The sequence below is a fragment of the Kitasatospora hibisci genome (genome assembly GCF_043950205.1).
Lineage (GTDB): Bacteria > Actinomycetota > Actinomycetes > Streptomycetales > Streptomycetaceae > Kitasatospora > Kitasatospora hibisci.
In genome coordinates, this window is the sequence record NZ_CP171642.1 from 7,927,464 (window position 1) to 7,944,647 (window position 17,184).

Consider the following 17,184-nt stretch of genomic DNA (forward strand, 5'->3'; position numbering starts at 1 on the left):
TCAGTTCTCGGGTCCGCCGACCAGCCAGGCGAGCCCGCGATCGCGTACCAGGTCGACGTCCTCCCGGTACTTGACGAGGACGCCGAGGGTCCGGTCGGCGGCGTCGGCGTCGAGTCGCTCCACGCCGAGCAGGGTGAGCGCGCCGACCCAGTCGATGCTCTCGGCGATGCCGGGCGGCTTCTGGACCTCCAGGGTGCGTATCCGGCGTACCGACGCTGCCACGTCGGCCGCGAGCGAGGGCGTGGTCCCGGGGACGCGGCGGCGCACGATCTCGACGACCCGTTCGGTGTCGGGGTAGTCGATCCAGTGGTAGAGACAGCGCCGTTTGAGGGCGTCGTGCAGGTCGCGGGTGCGGTTCGATGTGAGTACGACAACCGGTGTGACGGTGGCGCGCACGGTGCCCAGTTCCGGGATGGTGACGCTGGCCTCGGCCAGCACCTCCAGCAGGAAGGCCTCGAAGTCGTCGTCGGCGCGGTCGATCTCGTCGATCAGCAGCACCGCGGGCATGGGGCCCGGGTGGGTCAGCGCGGCGAGTACCGGGCGGCGCAGCAGGAAGGCATCGGTGAAGAGGTCGGCCTCGGCCAGCGCCACACCCTGGCTCTCGGCGAGCCGGATGCTCAACAGCTGGCGCGGATAGTTCCACTCGTACAGCGCCTCGGCGGCGTCGAGTCCGTCGTAGCACTGCAGCCGGATCAGCGGGCTGCCGAGGACGCCGGCCAGGGCGCGGGCGGCCTCGGTCTTGCCGACGCCGGGTTCGCCCTCCAGCAGCAACGGCTGGGGCAGGCGCAACGCGAGGTAGAGCGCGGTGGTCAGGCCCGGGTCGGCGAGGTAGCCGAGGGAGTCCAGCGAGGCGTGCAGGGTCGGCGGGTCCGGTACGGCCCGTGCGACTGCCGCCCGGGCCGACTCGGCCGTCCCGGACGGGGCGGCCTCGGTCACAGTACCTCCGCGGGCTGGGCGGTCTCGGCCTCGAAGCGGTCGCGGCAGCCGGTCGAGCAGAACCAGTGCCGGTGCCCGCGGGCGTCCGAGTAGGGGGTGTCGGCGGCGACGGCGACGGTCATACCGCAGACCGGGTCGAGCGCGGTGAGCGGCTCGTCGGAGGGCGGCGCGGGCCCGGCGGCGGCCTCCTCGGTGTGGACCGACAGGGCGTGCCGCGAGGCGACCAGCTCGGCCAGGATCGATACGGCGATCTCGCCGGGGGTGCGGGCGCCGATCCACAGCCCGGCCGGCGTGTGGATCCGGTCCCGCTGCGCGGTGGTGAGGTCGAGGCCGTCGAGCACGGCGGCGCCGCGACGGCGGCTCGCGACCAGAGCGACGTACGGCACCCCGGCCCGCGCGGCGCGGGTCAGCAGCCCCTCTTCCTGCCGTCCGTGGGAGGCGATGACCACGGCCGCCACGTCGGCGAGTTCCTCCGCGGTGACCTCCTCGGCGGCCGTCCGGATGTCGTATCCGAGCCCGGCACCGAGCGCGACCAGGCATCGGCCGATGGGGGTGTCGCCGAGCACGAGCACCATCGGGGCGGGCCGCACCGGCTCCAGGAAGATCTCCAACTCGCCGCCGGACAGACAGGGGTTGGCGACCAGCAGGGTGCCCGCCTCACCCTCCTCCTGCGGCTCCGCGGGAGCGTCGGGCGAGATCCGCAGCAGCAGCGACTCGCCGCTGCGCAGCAGCCTCAGTGCCTGCACGCGGACGGTCGCCTCGGCGCAGACCCCGCCGACGAAACCCTCGATCCGGCCGTCCTCCAGGACCAGCGCGGTGTCTCCCGGCTGCGCGCTGGTCGGGTGCAGCGCGCGCACCACGGTGGCCCTGACGAAAGGCACATGACTGTTGGTCAGGTCTGCCATCCGCCGCTCCAGGACCAGGCTTGCACTCATGCGGCCGCCTCGCACAACCCGGCAGGCGCTTCGCGCGCAGGCGCCATCCGATCGGTGGCCTCGCTTCGCTCACTCACTGCGGTGCCTCCACACCTCCGTGCATCGCCAGCCACACCCGCCCGGGGGTCAGCGGCATGTCGGCGTGCCGGACGCCGATGGCGTCCATCACCGCGTTGACGACCGCTGCGGGCGAGCCGACCGTCGCGGACTCTCCGACGCCCTTGGCGCCGATCGGGTGGTGCGGGGACGGTGTGACGGTGTAGCCGAGCTCCCAGGCCGGCACCTCGAGCGCGGTGGGCACGAGGTAGTCCATGAAGGAGCCGGACAGGCAGTTGCCGTCCTCGTCGAAGCTGATGATCTCGCTCAGCGCCATGCCGACGCCGTCGGCGAGGCCGCCGTGCACCTGTCCCTCGATGATCATCGGGTTGATCCGGGTGCCGCAGTCGTCGACCGCGACGAAGCGGCGCACCTTCACCACGCCGGTGCCCGGGTCGACGTCCACCACGCAGAGGTAAGCGCCGTACGGGAAGGTGAGGTTGGGCGGGTTGTAGACCGTGGTGGCCTCGAGATGGCCCTCCACCCCCTCGGGCAGCTCGAGCACGCCGTGCGCGGCGAGCGCGATCTCCTGGATCGTCTTCGCGGCCGTCGGGTCGCCCCTGACGAACCAGCGGCCCTTCTCCCATTCCAGGTCGTCGGGGGAGACCTCCATCATGGCGCCGGCGATGATCCGCGCCTTGTCGCGGACCTTGCGGGCCACCACCGCCGCCGCGGCGCCCGAGACCGGAGTCGAGCGGCTGCCGTAGGTGCCGAGCCCGAACGGTGTCTGGTCGGTGTCGCCGTGCACCACCTCGATGTCCTCCGGCGGGATGCCGAGCTCCTCGGCGACGATCTGGGCGAACGTCGTCTCGTGCCCCTGGCCCTGGCTCTGGACACTGAGCCGCACCACCGCCTTGCCGGTCGGGTGCACCCGCAGCTCGCAGCCGTCGGCCATCCCGAGGCCCAGGATGTCCATGTGCTTGCGGGGCCCGGCGCCGACGGTCTCGGTGAAGAACGACAGCCCGATGCCCATCAGCTCGCCGCGCGCCCGGCGCTCGGCCTGTTCGCGGCGCAGCGCCTCGTAGCCGGCCAGATCCAGCGCCTTGCGCAGGGTGGTCTGGTAGTCGCCCGAGTCGTACTCCCAGCCGGTCTTGCTCCGGTACGGGAACTGCTCGGGCCGGATCAGGTTCTTCATCCGCAACTCGGCCGGGTCGGCGTGCAGTTCGTCCGCCAGGCAGTCGACCAGCCGCTCGATCAGGAACGCCGCCTCGGTGACCCGGAACGAGCAGGCGTAGGCGACACCACCGGGAGCCTTGTTGGTGTAGACGCCGGTGACGGCGCAGTGGGCGGCCTCGATGTCGTACGAGCCGCTGAAGACGTGGAAGAAGCCGGCCGGGAACTTACTGGGCTGGGCCGTCCCGTTGAACGCGCCGTGGTCGGCGATCACCTTGACCCGGACGGCGAGGATCCGGCCCTCGCGGGTCGCCGCGATCTCGCCGTGCATGTGGTAGTCGCGGGCGAAGCCGGTGCTCATCAGGTTCTCGGAGCGGTCCTCGACCCACTTGACCGGCTTCTTGGTGAGGATCGAGCCCACGACCGCGCACACGTAGCCGGGGTAGATGGGGACCTTGTTGCCGAAGCCGCCGCCGATGTCGGGGGAGATCACCCGGATCTTGTGCTCGGGCAGGCCGGCGACCATCGCGTACAGGGTGCGGTGGGCGTGCGGCGCCTGGGTGGTGGACCAGAGGGTGAGTTTGCCGTCGACCGGGTCCATGTCGGCCACGCAGCCGCAGGTCTCCAGCGGGGCCGGGTGCACGCGCGGGTACAGCATGTGCTGGGCGACGACCACCTCGGCACGCGCGAACACCGCGTCGGTGGCCCCCTCGTCGCCCGCCTCCCAGTCGAAGATGCGGTTGTCGGTGCGGCCCTCCTGGTCGTCCCGGATCACCGGAGCGTCGGCGTCCAGTGCGTGCCGCGCGTCGACCACCGGGGGCAGCGGCTCGTACTCGACGTCGATCAGCTCGATGGCGTCGCGTGCCGCGTAGTGGTCGTCGGCGACGACGAACGCCACCTCCTGACCCTGGAAGCGGACCTTGTCGGTGGCCAGCACCGCCTGGGTGTCCATCGACAGGGTGGGCATCCAGGCCAGGCCCAGCCCCTCCAGGGTGGCACCGGTGATCACCGCCCGTACCTTGGGGTGCGACTCGGCTGCCGAGGTGTCGACGGACACGATCCGGGCGTGCGCCAGCGGGCTGCGCAGCACGGCGCCGTGCAGCATGCCGGGCAGTTGCACGTCGTCCACGTAGTGGCCCTTGCCGCGGACGAACCGCGGGTCCTCCTTGCGCTTCAGCCGCCCGTAGCCGATCGGGCGCTCCTCGGCGGGCGCCGACCCGGTCTCCTGAACGGCGGTCATGGCGTGCTCCCCGTGCTCGCATCGGCGGCGACGGCGGCCTCCGCCGGGTGGTGCGCGGCCCACCGGACCGCGCGGACGATGTTCAAGTAGCCGGTGCACCGGCACAGCTGGCCGGAGATCGCCTCGCGGATCTCCTGGTCGGTGGGGTCCGGATTGCGGTCCAGGAGTGCGCGGGCGGTCATCATCATGCCCGGCGTGCAGAATCCGCACTGCAACCCGTGCTGCTCGATGAACCCCTGCTGGACCGGGTCGAGGCCGTCCGCGGTCTCCAGGCTCTCCACGGTGCGCACCCGGTGTCCGGCCGCCATGGCCGCCAGCATCGTGCAGCTCTTGACCGGCTCGCCGTCGAACAGCACGACGCAGGTACCGCAGCTACTGGTGTCGCAGCCCCAGTGGGTGCCGGTGAGGCCCAGGTCGTCGCGAAGGAAGCGGACCAGCAGGTGCCGGGCCTCCACCTCGGCCGTGCGGTCCTCGCCGTTCACGTTGATGGTGACCTGCATCGCGAGTGTCCCTTCCGTCCGTTCACGCCGTGGTCGCGGCCTGCCGGGCCCGTTCGGCGGCCCTGCGAAGCGCGCGTTCGGTGAGCTCGCCGGCCAGGTGCCGCTTGTAGGCGGCGGTGCCGCGGGTGTCGGTGACCGGATCGCAGTCCTCGGCGGCGATCCGGCCGGCCTCGGCGAAGGCCTCCCCGGACGGCTCGCGCCCGACCAGGCTCTCCTCGGCGCGCCGGTAGCCGACGGCCGACACCCCGACCGCCGCGAGCCCGACGCCGGCCGTGCCGATCAGCCCGTCCGCCAGCGACAGGGCGGCGCCGGCCGCCGCGATGGCCCAGTCCCCGGTCTTGCGCTCCACCTTCTCGTAGGCGCTTCCGGCGTTCGGCAGGACCGGTACGCGGATCTCGACCAGCATCTCGCCGAGCCCCACGTCCGTCTCGTACGGCCCGCGGTAGAAGTCCGCCATCGGGACCGAGCGCCGCCCGCCGTGGCCGAGCACGACCGCCACCGCCCGGACCGCCGCGCAGACCGCCGACAGGTCCTCCGCCGGGTCGGCCTGGCAGAGCGAGCCGCCGATGGTGCCCCGGTTGCGCACCGGCGGGTCGGCGATCACCCGTTCGGCGTCGTGGAAGATCGGGAACAGCCGGCCGACCGGCTCGGACGCCAGCAGGTCGCGGTGGCGGGTGAGCGCGCCGATGCACAGCTCCGCGCCCTCCTGCCGAACGTAGTCCAGTTCGTGCAGGTCGTTGATGTCGACCAGAAGCCCCGGACGGGCCAGGCGCAGCTTCATCATCGGCAGCAGACTGTGCCCGCCGGCGATGACCCTGGCCTCCTCACCGAACCGCTCCAGCAGGGCGAGAGCGTCGTCCACGCTCTTTGCCCGCCGGTACTCGAATGACGCGGGAACCTGCACGACGGCCTCCTGGTGCAGCGCCTCTGACGACGGCGGGCCCGCGGCACGGACCGGACACCGCACGAGCGCACTGTCGCCCCGGCGGCCACCCGGGTCAACGGCGACTGAAGGGAATGGTTAAGAGCCGTCCACGGCTGACATACGGGGTGGCCTGTTATCGCGGGAGGCGGCGATGACCCTCACACAGCTCAGGGCGTTCGTCGCGGTGGCCCGGCTCGGCTCGGTCAAGGCCGCGGCGATCTCCCTCGGGGTCAGCGAGCCCGCGGTCTCGGGCGCGGTCGCAGTACTGCGCCGCGAGCTCGGCGACCGGCTCTTCGTCCGGGCGGCGGGCGGGATCACCCTGACGCCCGGCGGGCGGCTGCTGGCCGCGGGCGCGGCCGAGATCGTGGGCCTGGCCGAGGAGACCCGCAGGCAGGTCCGCCAGGCCGGCGCGGACAGCTCCTCGCTGCGGGTCGCCGCCACCGAGACGACCGCCGAGCAGATCATCCCGCCGCTGCTGGAGGCCTTCGTCCGGCGGCACCCGGGCACGGAGACCACCACTCTCGCGGTGCCGTCCACCGCGCTCGGCGAGCTGCTGTTGGACCGACGTGCGGATGTCGCGATCAGTCCGGTCGCCGCCGAGCCCGGAGCGGTCGCCGCACAGCCGAGGCCGGACACTCTGGAGCACGTCCCGTTCCTTCGCATCCAGCTCGTGGTGGTTGCCTCGCCGCACCACGCCGGCGCCCGGCTGGACCACATCGGCGCCACCCGGCTGTACCTGCCGATCGACCGACTGTCCCGGGAGCACTGGCTGCTCGGCCCGGGCGGGCTCGACCCCGGGACGCCCGGCGGCGCGTTCCTGACGCGGCACGGCGTCGGCGACGCCGATGCGTCGATCTTCCCCAGCGCCAGCGCGGCGCTGGGCGCGACCGTCGCCGGCGACGGGCTGTCGCTCGCCGTGCTCCACCTCGTCCGAGACGAGCTGCGCCGCGGCACCCTCACCGTGGTCGCCGTCCCCGGTACCCCGGTCAACGGCGTGCTGCGGGCGGCGGCCCTGCAAGGCGACCGGCGCTCACCGGCCGCGTCCGCGCTGTTCCGGTTCGTGACCACGCCCGCCGCCGTGCAGAGCCTGCTGGCACGGGCCACCGGTGTGCCGGTGGACCACTATCGGCCCACCGTCCGGGTGAGCCTGTGGAGCTGACCGGAGACGGGTCCGGCGGGAATCGCCGGGCGGCCGGTCATCGTTGGAACGTACGTTGACGGCCGGAATTTCGGGGCACCGGGCAGATCCGGGCAGATCCGGGCAAGGAGGCCCGTCCACATGGAGTTCACCAACGAGTTCCGCGTGAGCCTGCCGACGGAAGCGGCCTGGGAGCTCTTCACCGACGTCGAGCGGATCGCCCCGTGCATGCCGGGGGCGCAGCTCACCGAGGTCGACGGCGACCGGTTCCACGGCACGGTCAAGGTGCGGGTCGGCGCGGTGACCGTGCAGTACCGGGGCACCGCAGCGTTCGACGAGTTGGACGAGGCGAACCACACTGTGCGGCTCACCGCCTCCGGGCGCGACACGCACGGCCAGGGCAACGCCGAAGCGCACATCACCGCACGGCTGGCCCCGGACGGCGACGGCACCCGGGTGACCGTCGAGACCCGGCTCAGCATCACCGGGAAGGTGGCCCAGTTCGGCAAGGGGGTCATGACGGACATCAGCCGGAAGCTGCTGGACCAGTTCACCGCCTGTCTGGAGGAGCGACTGGCCACCGAGCAGGAGACCGGGGGCGAGATCGTGCCGGCCACCGAGACCGTGCCGGCCACCGAGACCGTGTCGGCCACGCAGCCGGCGGCCGGCCCGGCGGCTGCCGAACCCGCCGCCGGGCCGGCCGCACCCGTGAGGGAGCCACCGGCCGCCCCGTCGGAGAGCGAGCCGCTGGACCTGCTCGCTGCGGCCCGCGGACCGGTGGCCAAGCGCCTGCTGCCGATCGTCCTCGCCGGGTTGATCCTGCTCGGGGTCGCGCGTCGGCTGCGCCGGGCCTGCCGGCGTTCGCAAGGGGGACACCGTGCGTGACATCCTGGACGAGGTGTACCCGTGGTTCCGCGCGGGCGAGAGCTTCGGGCTCGCCACGGTGGTCAGCACCTTCCGGAGCGCGCCCCGCCGGCCGGGTGCGGCGATGGCGGTGTCGGCCTCCGGCACCGTGGTCGGCAGTGTCTCGGGCGGCTGCGTCGAGGGCGCGGTGTACGAAGAGGCCGAGGAGGCCCGGATCTCGGGACGCCCGGTGCTGCGGTCGTACGGGGTGAGCGACGGCGACGCCTTCGAGGTGGGGCTGACCTGCGGCGGCACCATCCAGATCTTCGTCGAACCCGTGTCCAGCCGAACCTTCCCCGAACTTCCGGACGTGGTGACGTCGTTGGGTGCCGGTGAGCCGGTCGCGGTCGCCACCGTGGTGACCGGACCGGACGCCGGCCCCGGAGCGCTCGGGAGCCGCCTGGTCGTCTGGCCGGACCGCGCCTCCGGTACCCTCGGCTCCGCCGTGCTGGACCGAGCGGTGGGCCTCGACGTCCGCGGCCTGCTCGTTCACGGCACGACAACGCTTCGCCACTATGACGCCGCGGGCCGCTGCCTGGACGGTGAGCAGTTCGCCGAGCTCGGCGAACTGCTCGTGTTCGTGGGGTCATTCGTCCCACCGCCGCGCATGCTGGTGTTCGGCGCGATCGACTTCGCCGCCGCGGTCGCCGAGTTGGGGTCCTTCCTCGGCTACCGCGTCACGGTGTGCGACGCGCGGGCGGTGTTCGCCACCGCCTCACGCTTCCCGCACGCGGACGAGGTCGTGGTGCGATGGCCGCACGAGTACCTGGCCGAGGAAGCTGCGGAGGGCCGGATCGACGGCCGTACGGTGGTGGCCGTCCTCACCCATGACCACAAGTTCGACGTGCCGTTGCTGACCATCGCGCTCCGGTTGCCGCAACTCGCGTACGTCGGTGCGCTCGGCTCGCGCCGAACGCACCGCGATCGGCTGGCCCGTCTGCGCGAAGCCGGCCTGGAGGACGAGGAGTTGGCTCGGATGTCGGCACCCGCCGGGCTCGACCTCGGCGCCCGCACGCCGCAGGAGACGGCAGTCTCCGTCGCCGCCGAGATCATCGCCGCCCGCTGGGGCGGCACCGGTCGGCCGCTCACCCGGACCGAAGGCCCGATCCACACCGCCACCGCGGCCGACGAGCAGCCGCCGTCCCCCGTGGAGGCCGGCTGAAAACGGGTCCGACCGACTGTCTCGCCACGCCTCAGGGAGGATGGCGGCCCGCTCGATGAGCCGAGGGCCACCACCAGCGCCTTGGTCCGGTCCACGTCGACTGCGGGACGCAGGCGCGCACTCCGAGGGCGTCGTACGCCTGGTGCGGCGACCTGACTGCCGCCCATCGCGTCGGGCGCGGGCGGTAGTCCGGGGGGATCTGCTCGAACAAGGCTGCGTTCGTCGTGTCCGGCTGCTCGTCGACGATCTCTCCGGCTTCGGCTCGCCGGCTTCCCCTCCGCTCCGGAGATCGCGCTCACTCGGTCGGCCCCGGGCCGGTGAGCAGGTCGAGCAGGCCGGCGGGGGCGTTGTCGTCGAAGATCAGCCGGTGGTTCCTGGCGGATTCGGCCGCGAACCGGGCGCTGCGGGGAAAGAGGGCCTGCTCGTACGCCGCAAGGGCGGCTTCGACGTCGTCGGGATGTGCGGCGATGGCTTCGCCGAGTTCGGCGCCGTCCAACATGGCGAGGTTGGCGCCCTCCCCGGCGAACGGTGACATGAGGTGGGCGGCGTCGCCCAGCAGCGTCACTCCGGGAACGCGGTCCCAGCGGTGGCCGGTCGGCAGGGCGCTGATCGGGCGCGGGGCGAGGGCTGTTTGCCCGTCAGTGATGAGGGCGGTGAGTTCAGGCGCCCATTCGGCGAACTCCGCCGCGACCCGGGCCGCCGCGGTCTCGGGGCTGGCGGCAATGGCGGCGATCCACTCCTGCGGCTTGTCGAGCGCGACGTAGGTGTGAAGAACGGCGCCGGCCTCTCGGTGGCCGAGGATCCCCTTGCCGGCGGTGACGGCGAACAGGGAACCGTCGCCGACGGCCTCGGCCGCTTCGGGGTGGCGCTGGTCGGCGTCGTACAGGTGGGTCTCGATGAACGACGTACCGACGTACTCGGGCCTCGCGCCGGAGACCAGTGGCCGGATCCTCGACCAGGCGCCGTCCGCGCCGACGAGGAGGCCGGTCGTCACGGTCGGACCGTCGGCGAAGGTCAGCTCGTGCTCCCCGTCTCCGAGGGGACGGACGCCGGTGACCTTGTGTCCCCACCGGATCGTCTTGTCGGGCAGCGAGTTGATCAGGATCCGGCGCAGGTCTCCGCGGAGCACCTCAGGGCGACCGCCTGTGCCGTCGTCGGGCCGGTCGAGCAGTACCGCGCCGTGCCGGTCGAGCACGCGCAGGGCCTCGCCGCCTTCGTGGATGATCGCGCGGAACTCGTCGGCCAGGCCGGCCGCCTCCAGGGCGAGCTGCCCGTTGTACTCGTGGATGTCGAGCTGACCGCCCTGCGTGCGGGCGTCCGCCGACATGTCGGCTTCGTAGACGGTCGCGGGGACGCCGTGCAGGTGCAGGACCCGTGCGAGAGTCAGGCCGCCGAGGCCGGCACCGACGATCGTGACGGGAGTGGTCATCGTGGTTCCCCTTCGCTTGGACACCGCTCTACTGCGATCAGTGTTCGCAGTAATGGCGCCACGATAGCATTACTGCGAACAGTGAGCGCAATAGCGAGGAGGAGGGCCGATGGGAGACGCCCACGCGGTGATCTGGAACCGGCCGGAGCGGGCCGCGAAAGGCCCCGCGCCGTCCCGTACCCGGGCCGAGATCACCGGCGCCGCTATCGCGATCGCCGACGCGGAGGGTATCGAGGCGCTGTCCATGCGGCGCGTCGCCAAGGAACTGGGAACGGGCACGGCCTCGCTCTACCGCTACCTGACGTCCAAGGACGACCTGCTCGACCTCATGCTCGATGCCGTAGCGGCCGAAGACGGCGGCCCGCCCGCCCCGACCGGCGACTGGCGCGGCGACCTGCGAGGCCTGGCTCGTCGTTCCCGGACCGCCTTCCACCGGCACCCCTGGATGACCTCCCTCGCGGCAGGGCGCCCGTCGCTTGGACCGAACTCCCTCGACGTCGTCGAGCACGCACTCGCCGCCCTCGATCCCCTCGGCTTCGACATCGACGTCATGATCACCATCGTCGACACGCTGCAGGCCTTCGTCCGCGGCTACGCCATCGGCGAGCTCGCCCAGCAGGAAGCCGTCCGACGCTCCGGAGTCGGCATGCAGCAGTGGATGGACGCCCATGCGCCCTACCTCGACAAAGTCGTCGAGGGCGGGCGCCACCCACTCCTCGCACGGGTCATCCGTGATGCCGAGCTTCCCCATGCGGCCGACAGCGCCGAGCGCGGGTTCGAACTGGGTCTCGAACGGCTTCTCGACGGATGGGAGGCCAACCTCCCGGTCCGGCCCTGACCATCCGGCGATGTCGCCTGGCGGTTGATCGGGGAGCTCCGCGCCCCGATGCCGGCCTCCGCGCGCCGAATCCCCCGACGAACGCTATTCCCGCGGGGCGTCCTGGGCGATGCCGGTGACGGTCTGTTCCTGCGACGGCGTCCACGGCGCCGGATGGGCCGGGCCCTTGCGCAGGATGCGCACCCCCGGCCCGCACGCATCGCCTTGCTGCGGAAGAAGGCGAGCCCGGTCAGCCTGCCGGGGCGGTCAGGACGGCCTCGGCCACCAGCCGGAGATTCCTGATCATCGGATTCGGGTCGCCCCTCCGGCTGACCAGGACGACCTGGCTGGAAGGAGCGCCCTCGATCGGGACGGTGACGAGGTCGGGGCGCAGCGAGCTACGCCGGTCGCCGACCGGTAGCACGGCGATCGCCCTGCCACTCGCGACGAGTTCGAGCTTGTCCTCGTAGCTCTCGACTGGCGGCACGTCGGCCCCGAGGATCCGGTAGGAAGTCCAGTCCGCGGTCTCGAACAGGCACGGTGCCGCCTCCTCGCCGGCCAGTTCGTCCGCGGTCACCGACGGGCGGCCGGCCAAGGGGTGGCCGCTCGGGACCACGAGCATCCGGGGCTCCTCGTACAGGACGGTGGTGAGGAAGTCGTCGGCGGCGAGCGGCAGCGGGGCCCGCGCGATCAGGGCGTCGATGCGTTTGTCGGACAGCGCCCCGACGTCGCGGCAGCTCAGGTGCCGGGTGGTGATCTCGGCGTCCGGGTGGCGGCGCCGAAGTTCCCCTGCCGCGGCAGTGATCCTCAGGTCTTCGACGTAGCCGATGGCGATCCGTTCGATCTCGCCGCGTTCACGCACGGCCAGTTCGGCCTGACGGGCGGCCTGCAGCAGGGCTTGGGCCCGGGGGAGGAACCTCTCGCCGGCCGGACTGAGCCGGGTGCCCTGGGGGGTGCGGTCCAGCAGCCGGGCGCCGAGATGCCTCTCAAGCCGCTGGATCTGACGGCTCAGCGCAGGCTGGGCCACGTGCAGGTCGGCGGCGGCCCGGCCGAAGTGACGGTGCGCCGCCACCACGGTGAAGTAGCGCACGAGCCGCAGTTCCAGGTCCTGTCCGAGATCGTTCACCCTCCCAGCCTACGCGTCATGCCGTTTCGGAATGAGCGGGTTGCCGGACAGGTCTTGGACGGCGATGCCGTGCTGGGCGTTGACTCAAGGAGCAACGATTCCCCAGGAAGGCGACAGGTGTGATGAAGGCGATCCAGTTCCAAGAGGCGGGCGGGCCGGAGGTTCTGCGGTACGACGAGGTGCCGGTTCCCGAGATCGGCCCGGGTGAAGTGCTCGTCCGGGTGCACGCGGCGGGCATCAACCCGCCGGACTGGTACCTGCGTGAGGGGATGAAGGTCATGCCGGCCGAGATGAGGCCGGCCCTGGAGTTCCCCCTGATCCCTGGAACGGACATGTCGGGAGTGGTCCAGGCGGTCGCTCCGGACGTGCTGGGGTTCGCCGTCGGCGACGAGGTCTTCGGCATGCTGCGGTTCCCTGGATTCGACGGCCGGGCCTACGCCGAGTACGTGGCCGCGCCGGCTTCGGACCTGGCTCACAAGCCGGCCGGTATCGACCACGTACAGGCGGCCGGGGCTCCGATGGCCGCGCTGACGGCCTGGCAGTACCTGGTTGATCTCGGCCACGACATGCCGTCCGTCTTCACCGGTCGGGTGCACCGGCCGGTGCCGATCACGCCGGGGATGACCGTGCTGGTCAACGGGGCCGCCGGTGGGGTGGGCCACTTCGCGGTGCAGCTGGCGAAATGGAAGGGGGCGCGCGTCATCGCGGTGGCCTCCGGGCGGCACGAGCAGTTCCTGCGCAAGCTCGGCGCCGACGAGTTCATCGACTACACCAGGACACCGGCCGCGGACGTGGTGAGCGGTGTCGACCTGGTGGTCGACACCGTCGGTGGCCCGGACAGCTCACGCTTCCTGACCGTGCTCAAGCGCGGCGGCACCATGCTTCCGGTGTTCTTCGCCCAGTACGACCCGGAAGAGACGGCGCGTCTCGGCATCACGGTCTCGAACATTCAGGTGCGTTCCAACGGACTCCAGCTCGCCGAGATCGGGCGCCTGTTCGACGCGGGGAGGCTGAAGGTGGGGGTGGACAGCACCTACCCGCTGCCCGAGGCCGGCCAGGCGCACGCGCGGGCCGCGCAGGGCCACATCCAAGGCAAGATCGTTTTGACGGTGGTCTCGTGACAGCCGGACTCCGGCAGCCGGTGGCGCACTACACCCACGCCCTGGACGGGCCGAACGCCGAGCTGTAAGCGGGAGGAGCGCCCCGCCCCGCCCGGGTGGCGGGCCCCTGCCTCCCCGGCTGATCTGTTTGCGATCAGCCAGGGAGGTTCCTCAACCACCCCGAGGACGGTCGGCGTTGTACGTCGTCCGGCACGGCCGGCGGCTCGCGGCGGCGATGATTCGATCAGCTATCCGTCGCCCGCGCGCCGCACCGGAGAGATCGCCGTCCACTTCTGGACCGAGCGGATCGGTGATACCGGCGTCCATTGCGGCCGCGAGCTCGCCGCCGTCCTGGTCAGGCCCTGACAGCAGACCCGCGCTCGGACCCCCTGCGCCGTGCATCGAAAGCGCGGACAGGCCGGACGGGGGTGATGCCCCGGTCCGGCCCGCCCGCTCCCTTCTAGAGGTCGAGCTGGTGCCGGTGCGTCGTGTGCGTGGGGGTGTAGCCGAGATCGTCGTTGATCCGTCTCATGTGCGTGTTGCTCCCGGCGGTGTCGGTCAGGAGGCCGCCGAGGTCCGGATAGTCCCCGTGGGCCTGTCGGATCGAAGCGGCTTTCATCCATCGGCCGAGGCCGTGTCCACGGTGCTCGGGCAGCACGCCGGTGCCGTAGTGCTGTCCGTCGCCCGCGCCGTTGCCGGGGATGACGAGTTCGGTGAACCCGGCGATCGAGCCGTCGGAGGCGTCGATGGCGACGACGGTGTGCAGGTGGTCGCCGCGCTGCTCGACGGCCTTCGCCGCGGCCCGCAGGCGGTCCGCGTCCCAGGTCACGGTGCCGTGGTCGGTGTCGTCCATGGGCATGTCGTCCATGGCGCGGCGTGAGGCGGCGAACCTCTGGGCGAGGCCGTCGGGGACGGTTCCCTGCCACGACATCAGCCGGTAGCCGGGATGCGGACGCTCGATGATCTCTCCGAGGACGGCGGTATCCACGTCGGTCAGTGGCAAGCGGGTGAACCTCAAGGTGAGGACCTTCCGGAAACCGCGCGCTGCCAGGAAGCGGTCGCCGGGCGATCCGGCTTCCGCCTGCGCGACGACGCAGCGTCGGGCGTTGTCCCGGGCGGTGGCCACCGCGGTGTCGAGGAGCCGGGAGCCGATGCCCTTGCGGTGCTCCGCGGGATGAACGCGGAGGTCGAGCTCGGCCAGGTGCTCCTGTCCGCCGTCGAACAGGCGCAGAAAGGCCGTCCCGGCAGGAATGGAATCCGCGTCCGACGCCAACCAGGCAAGACGCCGGCCGTGCGGCCCGTGAGCGGGGTCGGTCAGTGGGGTGATGCGAAGGGACAAGGTGTCTCCGTCGTGAGGAGGTGGCAAGGGTCAGTACGCGAGCTCGACTCCCGGGCGCTCCTGCGCATGTGCTCCACACCTCCTCGTCGACGGCGCCGGCCTGCACCGATGCAGGCGGCCGGGTGAACCTAGCCGGCCGATCGGCTCCTGGGCAACTGGTTAACGACAAGGCGGTGGGCGTGTGTGGTCACAGCCGCTACCTGGACTAATCGCAGTGCACCGGGCTTCAGCCCGGTGGTGTACTGCCGGACTATCGACAGCGGCGCGCCGCCGACTGATCCGGCGAAGTACGAACCGGACCACAGACGCTGTGCCCGCCAGTAGTGCTTGACCAGCTCGGGGTACTCCTGCCGCAGCCGGCGCGAGCTGACGCCTTTGAGCGAGTTGACCAGCTTGGACAGGGCGACCTTCGGCGGGAAGTTCACCAGCAGGTGGACGTGGTTGTTCTCGCCGTTGAACTCGACCAACTCCACCTCGAAGTCGGCGCACACGTCCCGCATGATCTCTTCGAGCCGGGTCAGATGCCGCTCGGCGAATACCTTGTGACGGTACTTCGTCACGAAAACCAAGTGCGCATGCAGGGCGAAAGCGCAGTGCCGACCAGTGCGGATGTTCTGATACTCAGCCATAAACCAAAATGGTACGGTGCTGACCGTGCAGCTCAGGTACAGCTTCCGCGTGTACCCGAACGGGCCTCAGCGTTCCGCGCTGGCCAGGGCGTTCGGGTGTGCACGGGTGGCCTTCAATGATGCCCTCCGGGCACGTGAGACCGCCCGCGCCGCCGGGCTGCCGTTCATCCCGTCCGGCGAGCTGTCCAAGCAGCTCACGGCCGCGAAGAACACCCCCGAACGGGCATGGCTCGGCGAGGTGTCCGCCGTGGTGCTGCAACAGTCCCTCCGGGACCTGGACACCGCCTACCGGAACTTCTTCGACGGCCTCAAGGGCATGCGCCCGAAGATGGGACCGCCCCGGTTCAAGTCCCGCAAGGACACCCGGCAGGCGATCCGCTTCACCGCGAACGCCCGATGGAAGATCACACCGGGCGGCGACCTATCGCTGCCGAAGATCGGCGACGTGCGGGTGAAGTGGTCCCGCGCCTTGCCGTCCGTGCCATCCTCGGTGACGGTGATCAAGGACAGCGCAGGCCGGTACTTCGCCAGCTTCGTTGTCGAGACGGACCCCGAGATCCTTCCCGAGACCGAACCGGTCACCGGTCTCGATCTCGGCCTCGGACACTTCGCCGTCCTCTCGGACGGGCGGAAGATCGACGCCCCGAAGTTCCTCCGGCGCGCAGAGAAGAAGCTCAAACGCGCACAGCAAGCCCTGTCCCGTAAGGCCAAGGGCAGCAAGAACCGCGAGAAGGCCCGTCACAAGGTCGCTCGCAACCACGCACGGGTGGCCGACGCCCGGCGCGAGTTCCACCACCAGGTCTCCACCGGACTGATTCGCGAGAACCAAGCAATCGCGGTGGAAGACCTGGCGGTCAAGGGACTCGCCCGCACACGGCTCGCCAAGTCCGTGCACGACGCCGGATGGTCGGCGTTCGTCACCATGCTGGAGTACAAGGCCGCGAAGTACGGCCGGAACCTGATCAAGATCGGCCGCTTCGAGCCGACCTCCCAGGTGTGCTCCCACTGCGGCGTCAAGGACGGCCCCAAGCCGCTGAACATCCGCGTCTGGCAGTGCCAGGCGTGCGGCGTCTGGCTGGACCGGGACGTCAACGCCGCCGTCAACATAGCCACGGCCGCCGGACTGGCGGTGTCAGCCTGTCGAGCGCGGGTAAGCCGGGGACCCGTCCCCGCACAGCGCGAAGAAGCAGGAACCCACCGAGACGGTCAGACGACCGTGGTAGGAATCCCCGCCCTTTAGGGCGGGGAGCGGAAGTCAACGCACCCAACAGCCTGCGAGTCATCCGGAGGAGACACCCCGACAAGATCTGCACCCATCCGATATTCCCTTGGGCCTGCTGCCTCCTCGCTGTTGACTGGAGTCCGGCACCGGCGAGCCGCCCGGCGATTGCGGAGGGGGATCTGTGGAGGATCCGGCGTTCACCGTTCTGCTGACCGGCCCCTCGGGCGGCGGGCCGGCGGCCCTCGGAGCGGTCCGCTCGGCCACCGGCCTGAGCCTGTGGCGCAGCAGACGACTCATCGACGGCGCACCCGCCGTCGTCTGCAGCGACGTGCCGTTCGACGCCGCCACGCGCACCGCGAAGAACCTGCGTCGAGCCGGCGTGGCGGCCGCCGTCCGGTGCGGCTGGTGCCGGCGTACCGTGCCCGACGACGGGACCCTGGTGGACCCCGGACCGTGCACCTCCCCGATCTGGCCGGCCGCCCGCTGCCAGGCCAACTCGCTCAGCACCTGCGACTGCGCGTTCTGTGCCGTTTAGGGCCGGCTCGCCGTGACCGACCGGCCGTCGACGGCACCG

The 17,184-nt window shown here is 71.5% G+C and carries 16 protein-coding genes; 7 read left to right on the forward strand and 9 right to left on the reverse strand.

Annotation, left to right across the window (positions count from 1 at the left end; all coding sequences use genetic code 11):
* From ACF9IK_RS34350 to ACF9IK_RS34370, 5 genes are all read right to left on the reverse strand, one after another.
* Entirely contained in the window at positions 1–936 is a 936-nt protein-coding gene (locus ACF9IK_RS34350) for an AAA family ATPase (RefSeq protein WP_395297972.1), read from the reverse strand.
* On the reverse strand, positions 933–1,871 hold the full coding sequence (locus tag ACF9IK_RS34355) for an XdhC family protein (protein ID WP_395297973.1): 939 nt from the start codon (positions 1,869–1,871) through the stop codon (positions 933–935). The genes ACF9IK_RS34350 and ACF9IK_RS34355 overlap by 4 nt, the downstream gene beginning before the upstream one ends.
* A gap of 73 nt (positions 1,872–1,944) precedes the next feature.
* A complete protein-coding gene (locus tag ACF9IK_RS34360; protein ID WP_395297974.1) occupies positions 1,945–4,320 on the reverse strand; it encodes an aerobic carbon-monoxide dehydrogenase large subunit in 2,376 nt (791 codons plus the stop codon).
* Positions 4,317–4,820 (reverse strand): (2Fe-2S)-binding protein, encoded by a 504-nt coding sequence (locus ACF9IK_RS34365; RefSeq protein ID WP_395297975.1) that lies wholly within the window; start codon positions 4,818–4,820, stop codon positions 4,317–4,319. The genes ACF9IK_RS34360 and ACF9IK_RS34365 overlap by 4 nt, the downstream gene beginning before the upstream one ends.
* A 22-nt stretch (positions 4,821–4,842) precedes the next feature.
* Positions 4,843–5,724, reverse strand: coding sequence for an FAD binding domain-containing protein (locus ACF9IK_RS34370; RefSeq protein WP_395297976.1), 882 nt, complete (start codon positions 5,722–5,724; stop codon positions 4,843–4,845).
* Between the two features lie 172 nt (positions 5,725–5,896).
* On the opposite strand from ACF9IK_RS34370, the gene ACF9IK_RS34375 reads away from it, so the two are divergent.
* From ACF9IK_RS34375 to ACF9IK_RS34385, 3 genes are all read left to right on the forward strand, one after another.
* Positions 5,897–6,904: a LysR family transcriptional regulator gene (locus ACF9IK_RS34375; protein ID WP_395297977.1), complete on the forward strand. Its 1,008-nt coding sequence runs from the start codon at positions 5,897–5,899 to the stop codon at positions 6,902–6,904.
* Between the two features lie 120 nt (positions 6,905–7,024).
* Positions 7,025–7,768, forward strand: a complete 744-nt coding sequence (locus tag ACF9IK_RS34380) for an SRPBCC family protein (RefSeq protein WP_395297978.1) — start codon at positions 7,025–7,027, stop codon at positions 7,766–7,768.
* Positions 7,761–8,948 carry an XdhC family protein gene (locus tag ACF9IK_RS34385; RefSeq protein WP_395297979.1) on the forward strand — a complete coding sequence of 396 codons (1,188 nt, stop codon included), beginning with the start codon at positions 7,761–7,763 and terminating at the stop codon, positions 8,946–8,948. The genes ACF9IK_RS34380 and ACF9IK_RS34385 overlap by 8 nt, the downstream gene beginning before the upstream one ends.
* Before the next feature lie 295 nt (positions 8,949–9,243).
* Here ACF9IK_RS34385 and ACF9IK_RS34390 read toward each other — a convergent pair whose 3' ends face one another.
* Positions 9,244–10,377 carry an FAD-dependent oxidoreductase gene (locus tag ACF9IK_RS34390; protein ID WP_395297980.1) on the reverse strand — a complete coding sequence of 378 codons (1,134 nt, stop codon included), beginning with the start codon at positions 10,375–10,377 and terminating at the stop codon, positions 9,244–9,246.
* Positions 10,378–10,486: 109 nt separating this feature from the next.
* On the opposite strand from ACF9IK_RS34390, the gene ACF9IK_RS34395 reads away from it, so the two are divergent.
* Complete coding sequence (locus ACF9IK_RS34395) at positions 10,487–11,215, forward strand: TetR/AcrR family transcriptional regulator (protein WP_395297981.1); 729 nt, start codon at positions 10,487–10,489, stop codon at positions 11,213–11,215.
* A gap of 229 nt (positions 11,216–11,444) precedes the next feature.
* Here the strand turns inward: ACF9IK_RS34395 and ACF9IK_RS34400 are convergent, their stop codons facing one another.
* On the reverse strand, positions 11,445–12,320 hold the full coding sequence (locus ACF9IK_RS34400; protein ID WP_395297982.1) for a LysR family transcriptional regulator: 876 nt from the start codon (positions 12,318–12,320) through the stop codon (positions 11,445–11,447).
* A 122-nt stretch (positions 12,321–12,442) separates the two neighbouring features.
* Here ACF9IK_RS34400 and ACF9IK_RS34405 point away from each other — a divergent pair, with 122 nt between their 5' ends.
* Entirely contained in the window at positions 12,443–13,441 is a 999-nt protein-coding gene (locus ACF9IK_RS34405; RefSeq protein ID WP_395297983.1) for an NADP-dependent oxidoreductase, read from the forward strand.
* 439 nt (positions 13,442–13,880) lie between these two features.
* On the opposite strand, the gene ACF9IK_RS34410 is transcribed toward ACF9IK_RS34405, so the two are convergent.
* Entirely contained in the window at positions 13,881–14,759 is an 879-nt protein-coding gene (locus tag ACF9IK_RS34410) for a GNAT family N-acetyltransferase (protein WP_395297984.1), read from the reverse strand.
* A gap of 128 nt (positions 14,760–14,887) precedes the next feature.
* The gene (gene tnpA, locus ACF9IK_RS34415; RefSeq protein ID WP_395297985.1) at positions 14,888–15,388 is read right to left on the reverse strand and encodes an IS200/IS605 family transposase; all 501 of its coding nucleotides are present in this window, start codon (positions 15,386–15,388) and stop codon (positions 14,888–14,890) included.
* Positions 15,389–15,413: 25 nt separating this feature from the next.
* On the opposite strand from tnpA, the gene ACF9IK_RS34420 reads away from it, so the two are divergent.
* Positions 15,414–16,628 (forward strand): RNA-guided endonuclease InsQ/TnpB family protein, encoded by a 1,215-nt coding sequence (locus ACF9IK_RS34420; RefSeq protein WP_395298428.1) that lies wholly within the window; start codon positions 15,414–15,416, stop codon positions 16,626–16,628.
* 163 nt (positions 16,629–16,791) lie between these two features.
* Positions 16,792–17,145, forward strand: coding sequence for a ribosomal protein L7/L12 (locus ACF9IK_RS34425; RefSeq protein WP_395297986.1), 354 nt, complete (start codon positions 16,792–16,794; stop codon positions 17,143–17,145).
* The last annotated feature ends 39 nt before the right edge of the window (positions 17,146–17,184 follow it).

Coding starts and splice junctions, on each gene's coding strand:
- ACF9IK_RS34375 (WP_395297977.1), top strand. CDS start 5,897: ATGACCCTCACACAGCTCAGGGCGTTCGTCGCGGTGGCCCGGCTCGGC.
- ACF9IK_RS34390 (WP_395297980.1), bottom strand. CDS start 10,377: ATGACCACTCCCGTCACGATCGTCGGTGCCGGCCTCGGCGGCCTGACT.
- ACF9IK_RS34405 (WP_395297983.1), top strand. CDS start 12,443: ATGAAGGCGATCCAGTTCCAAGAGGCGGGCGGGCCGGAGGTTCTGCGG.
- ACF9IK_RS34395 (WP_395297981.1), top strand. CDS start 10,487: ATGGGAGACGCCCACGCGGTGATCTGGAACCGGCCGGAGCGGGCCGCG.
- ACF9IK_RS34365 (WP_395297975.1), bottom strand. CDS start 4,820: ATGCAGGTCACCATCAACGTGAACGGCGAGGACCGCACGGCCGAGGTG.
- ACF9IK_RS34355 (WP_395297973.1), bottom strand. CDS start 1,871: ATGAGTGCAAGCCTGGTCCTGGAGCGGCGGATGGCAGACCTGACCAAC.
- ACF9IK_RS34380 (WP_395297978.1), top strand. CDS start 7,025: ATGGAGTTCACCAACGAGTTCCGCGTGAGCCTGCCGACGGAAGCGGCC.
- tnpA (WP_395297985.1), bottom strand. CDS start 15,388: ATGGCTGAGTATCAGAACATCCGCACTGGTCGGCACTGCGCTTTCGCC.
- ACF9IK_RS34360 (WP_395297974.1), bottom strand. CDS start 4,320: ATGACCGCCGTTCAGGAGACCGGGTCGGCGCCCGCCGAGGAGCGCCCG.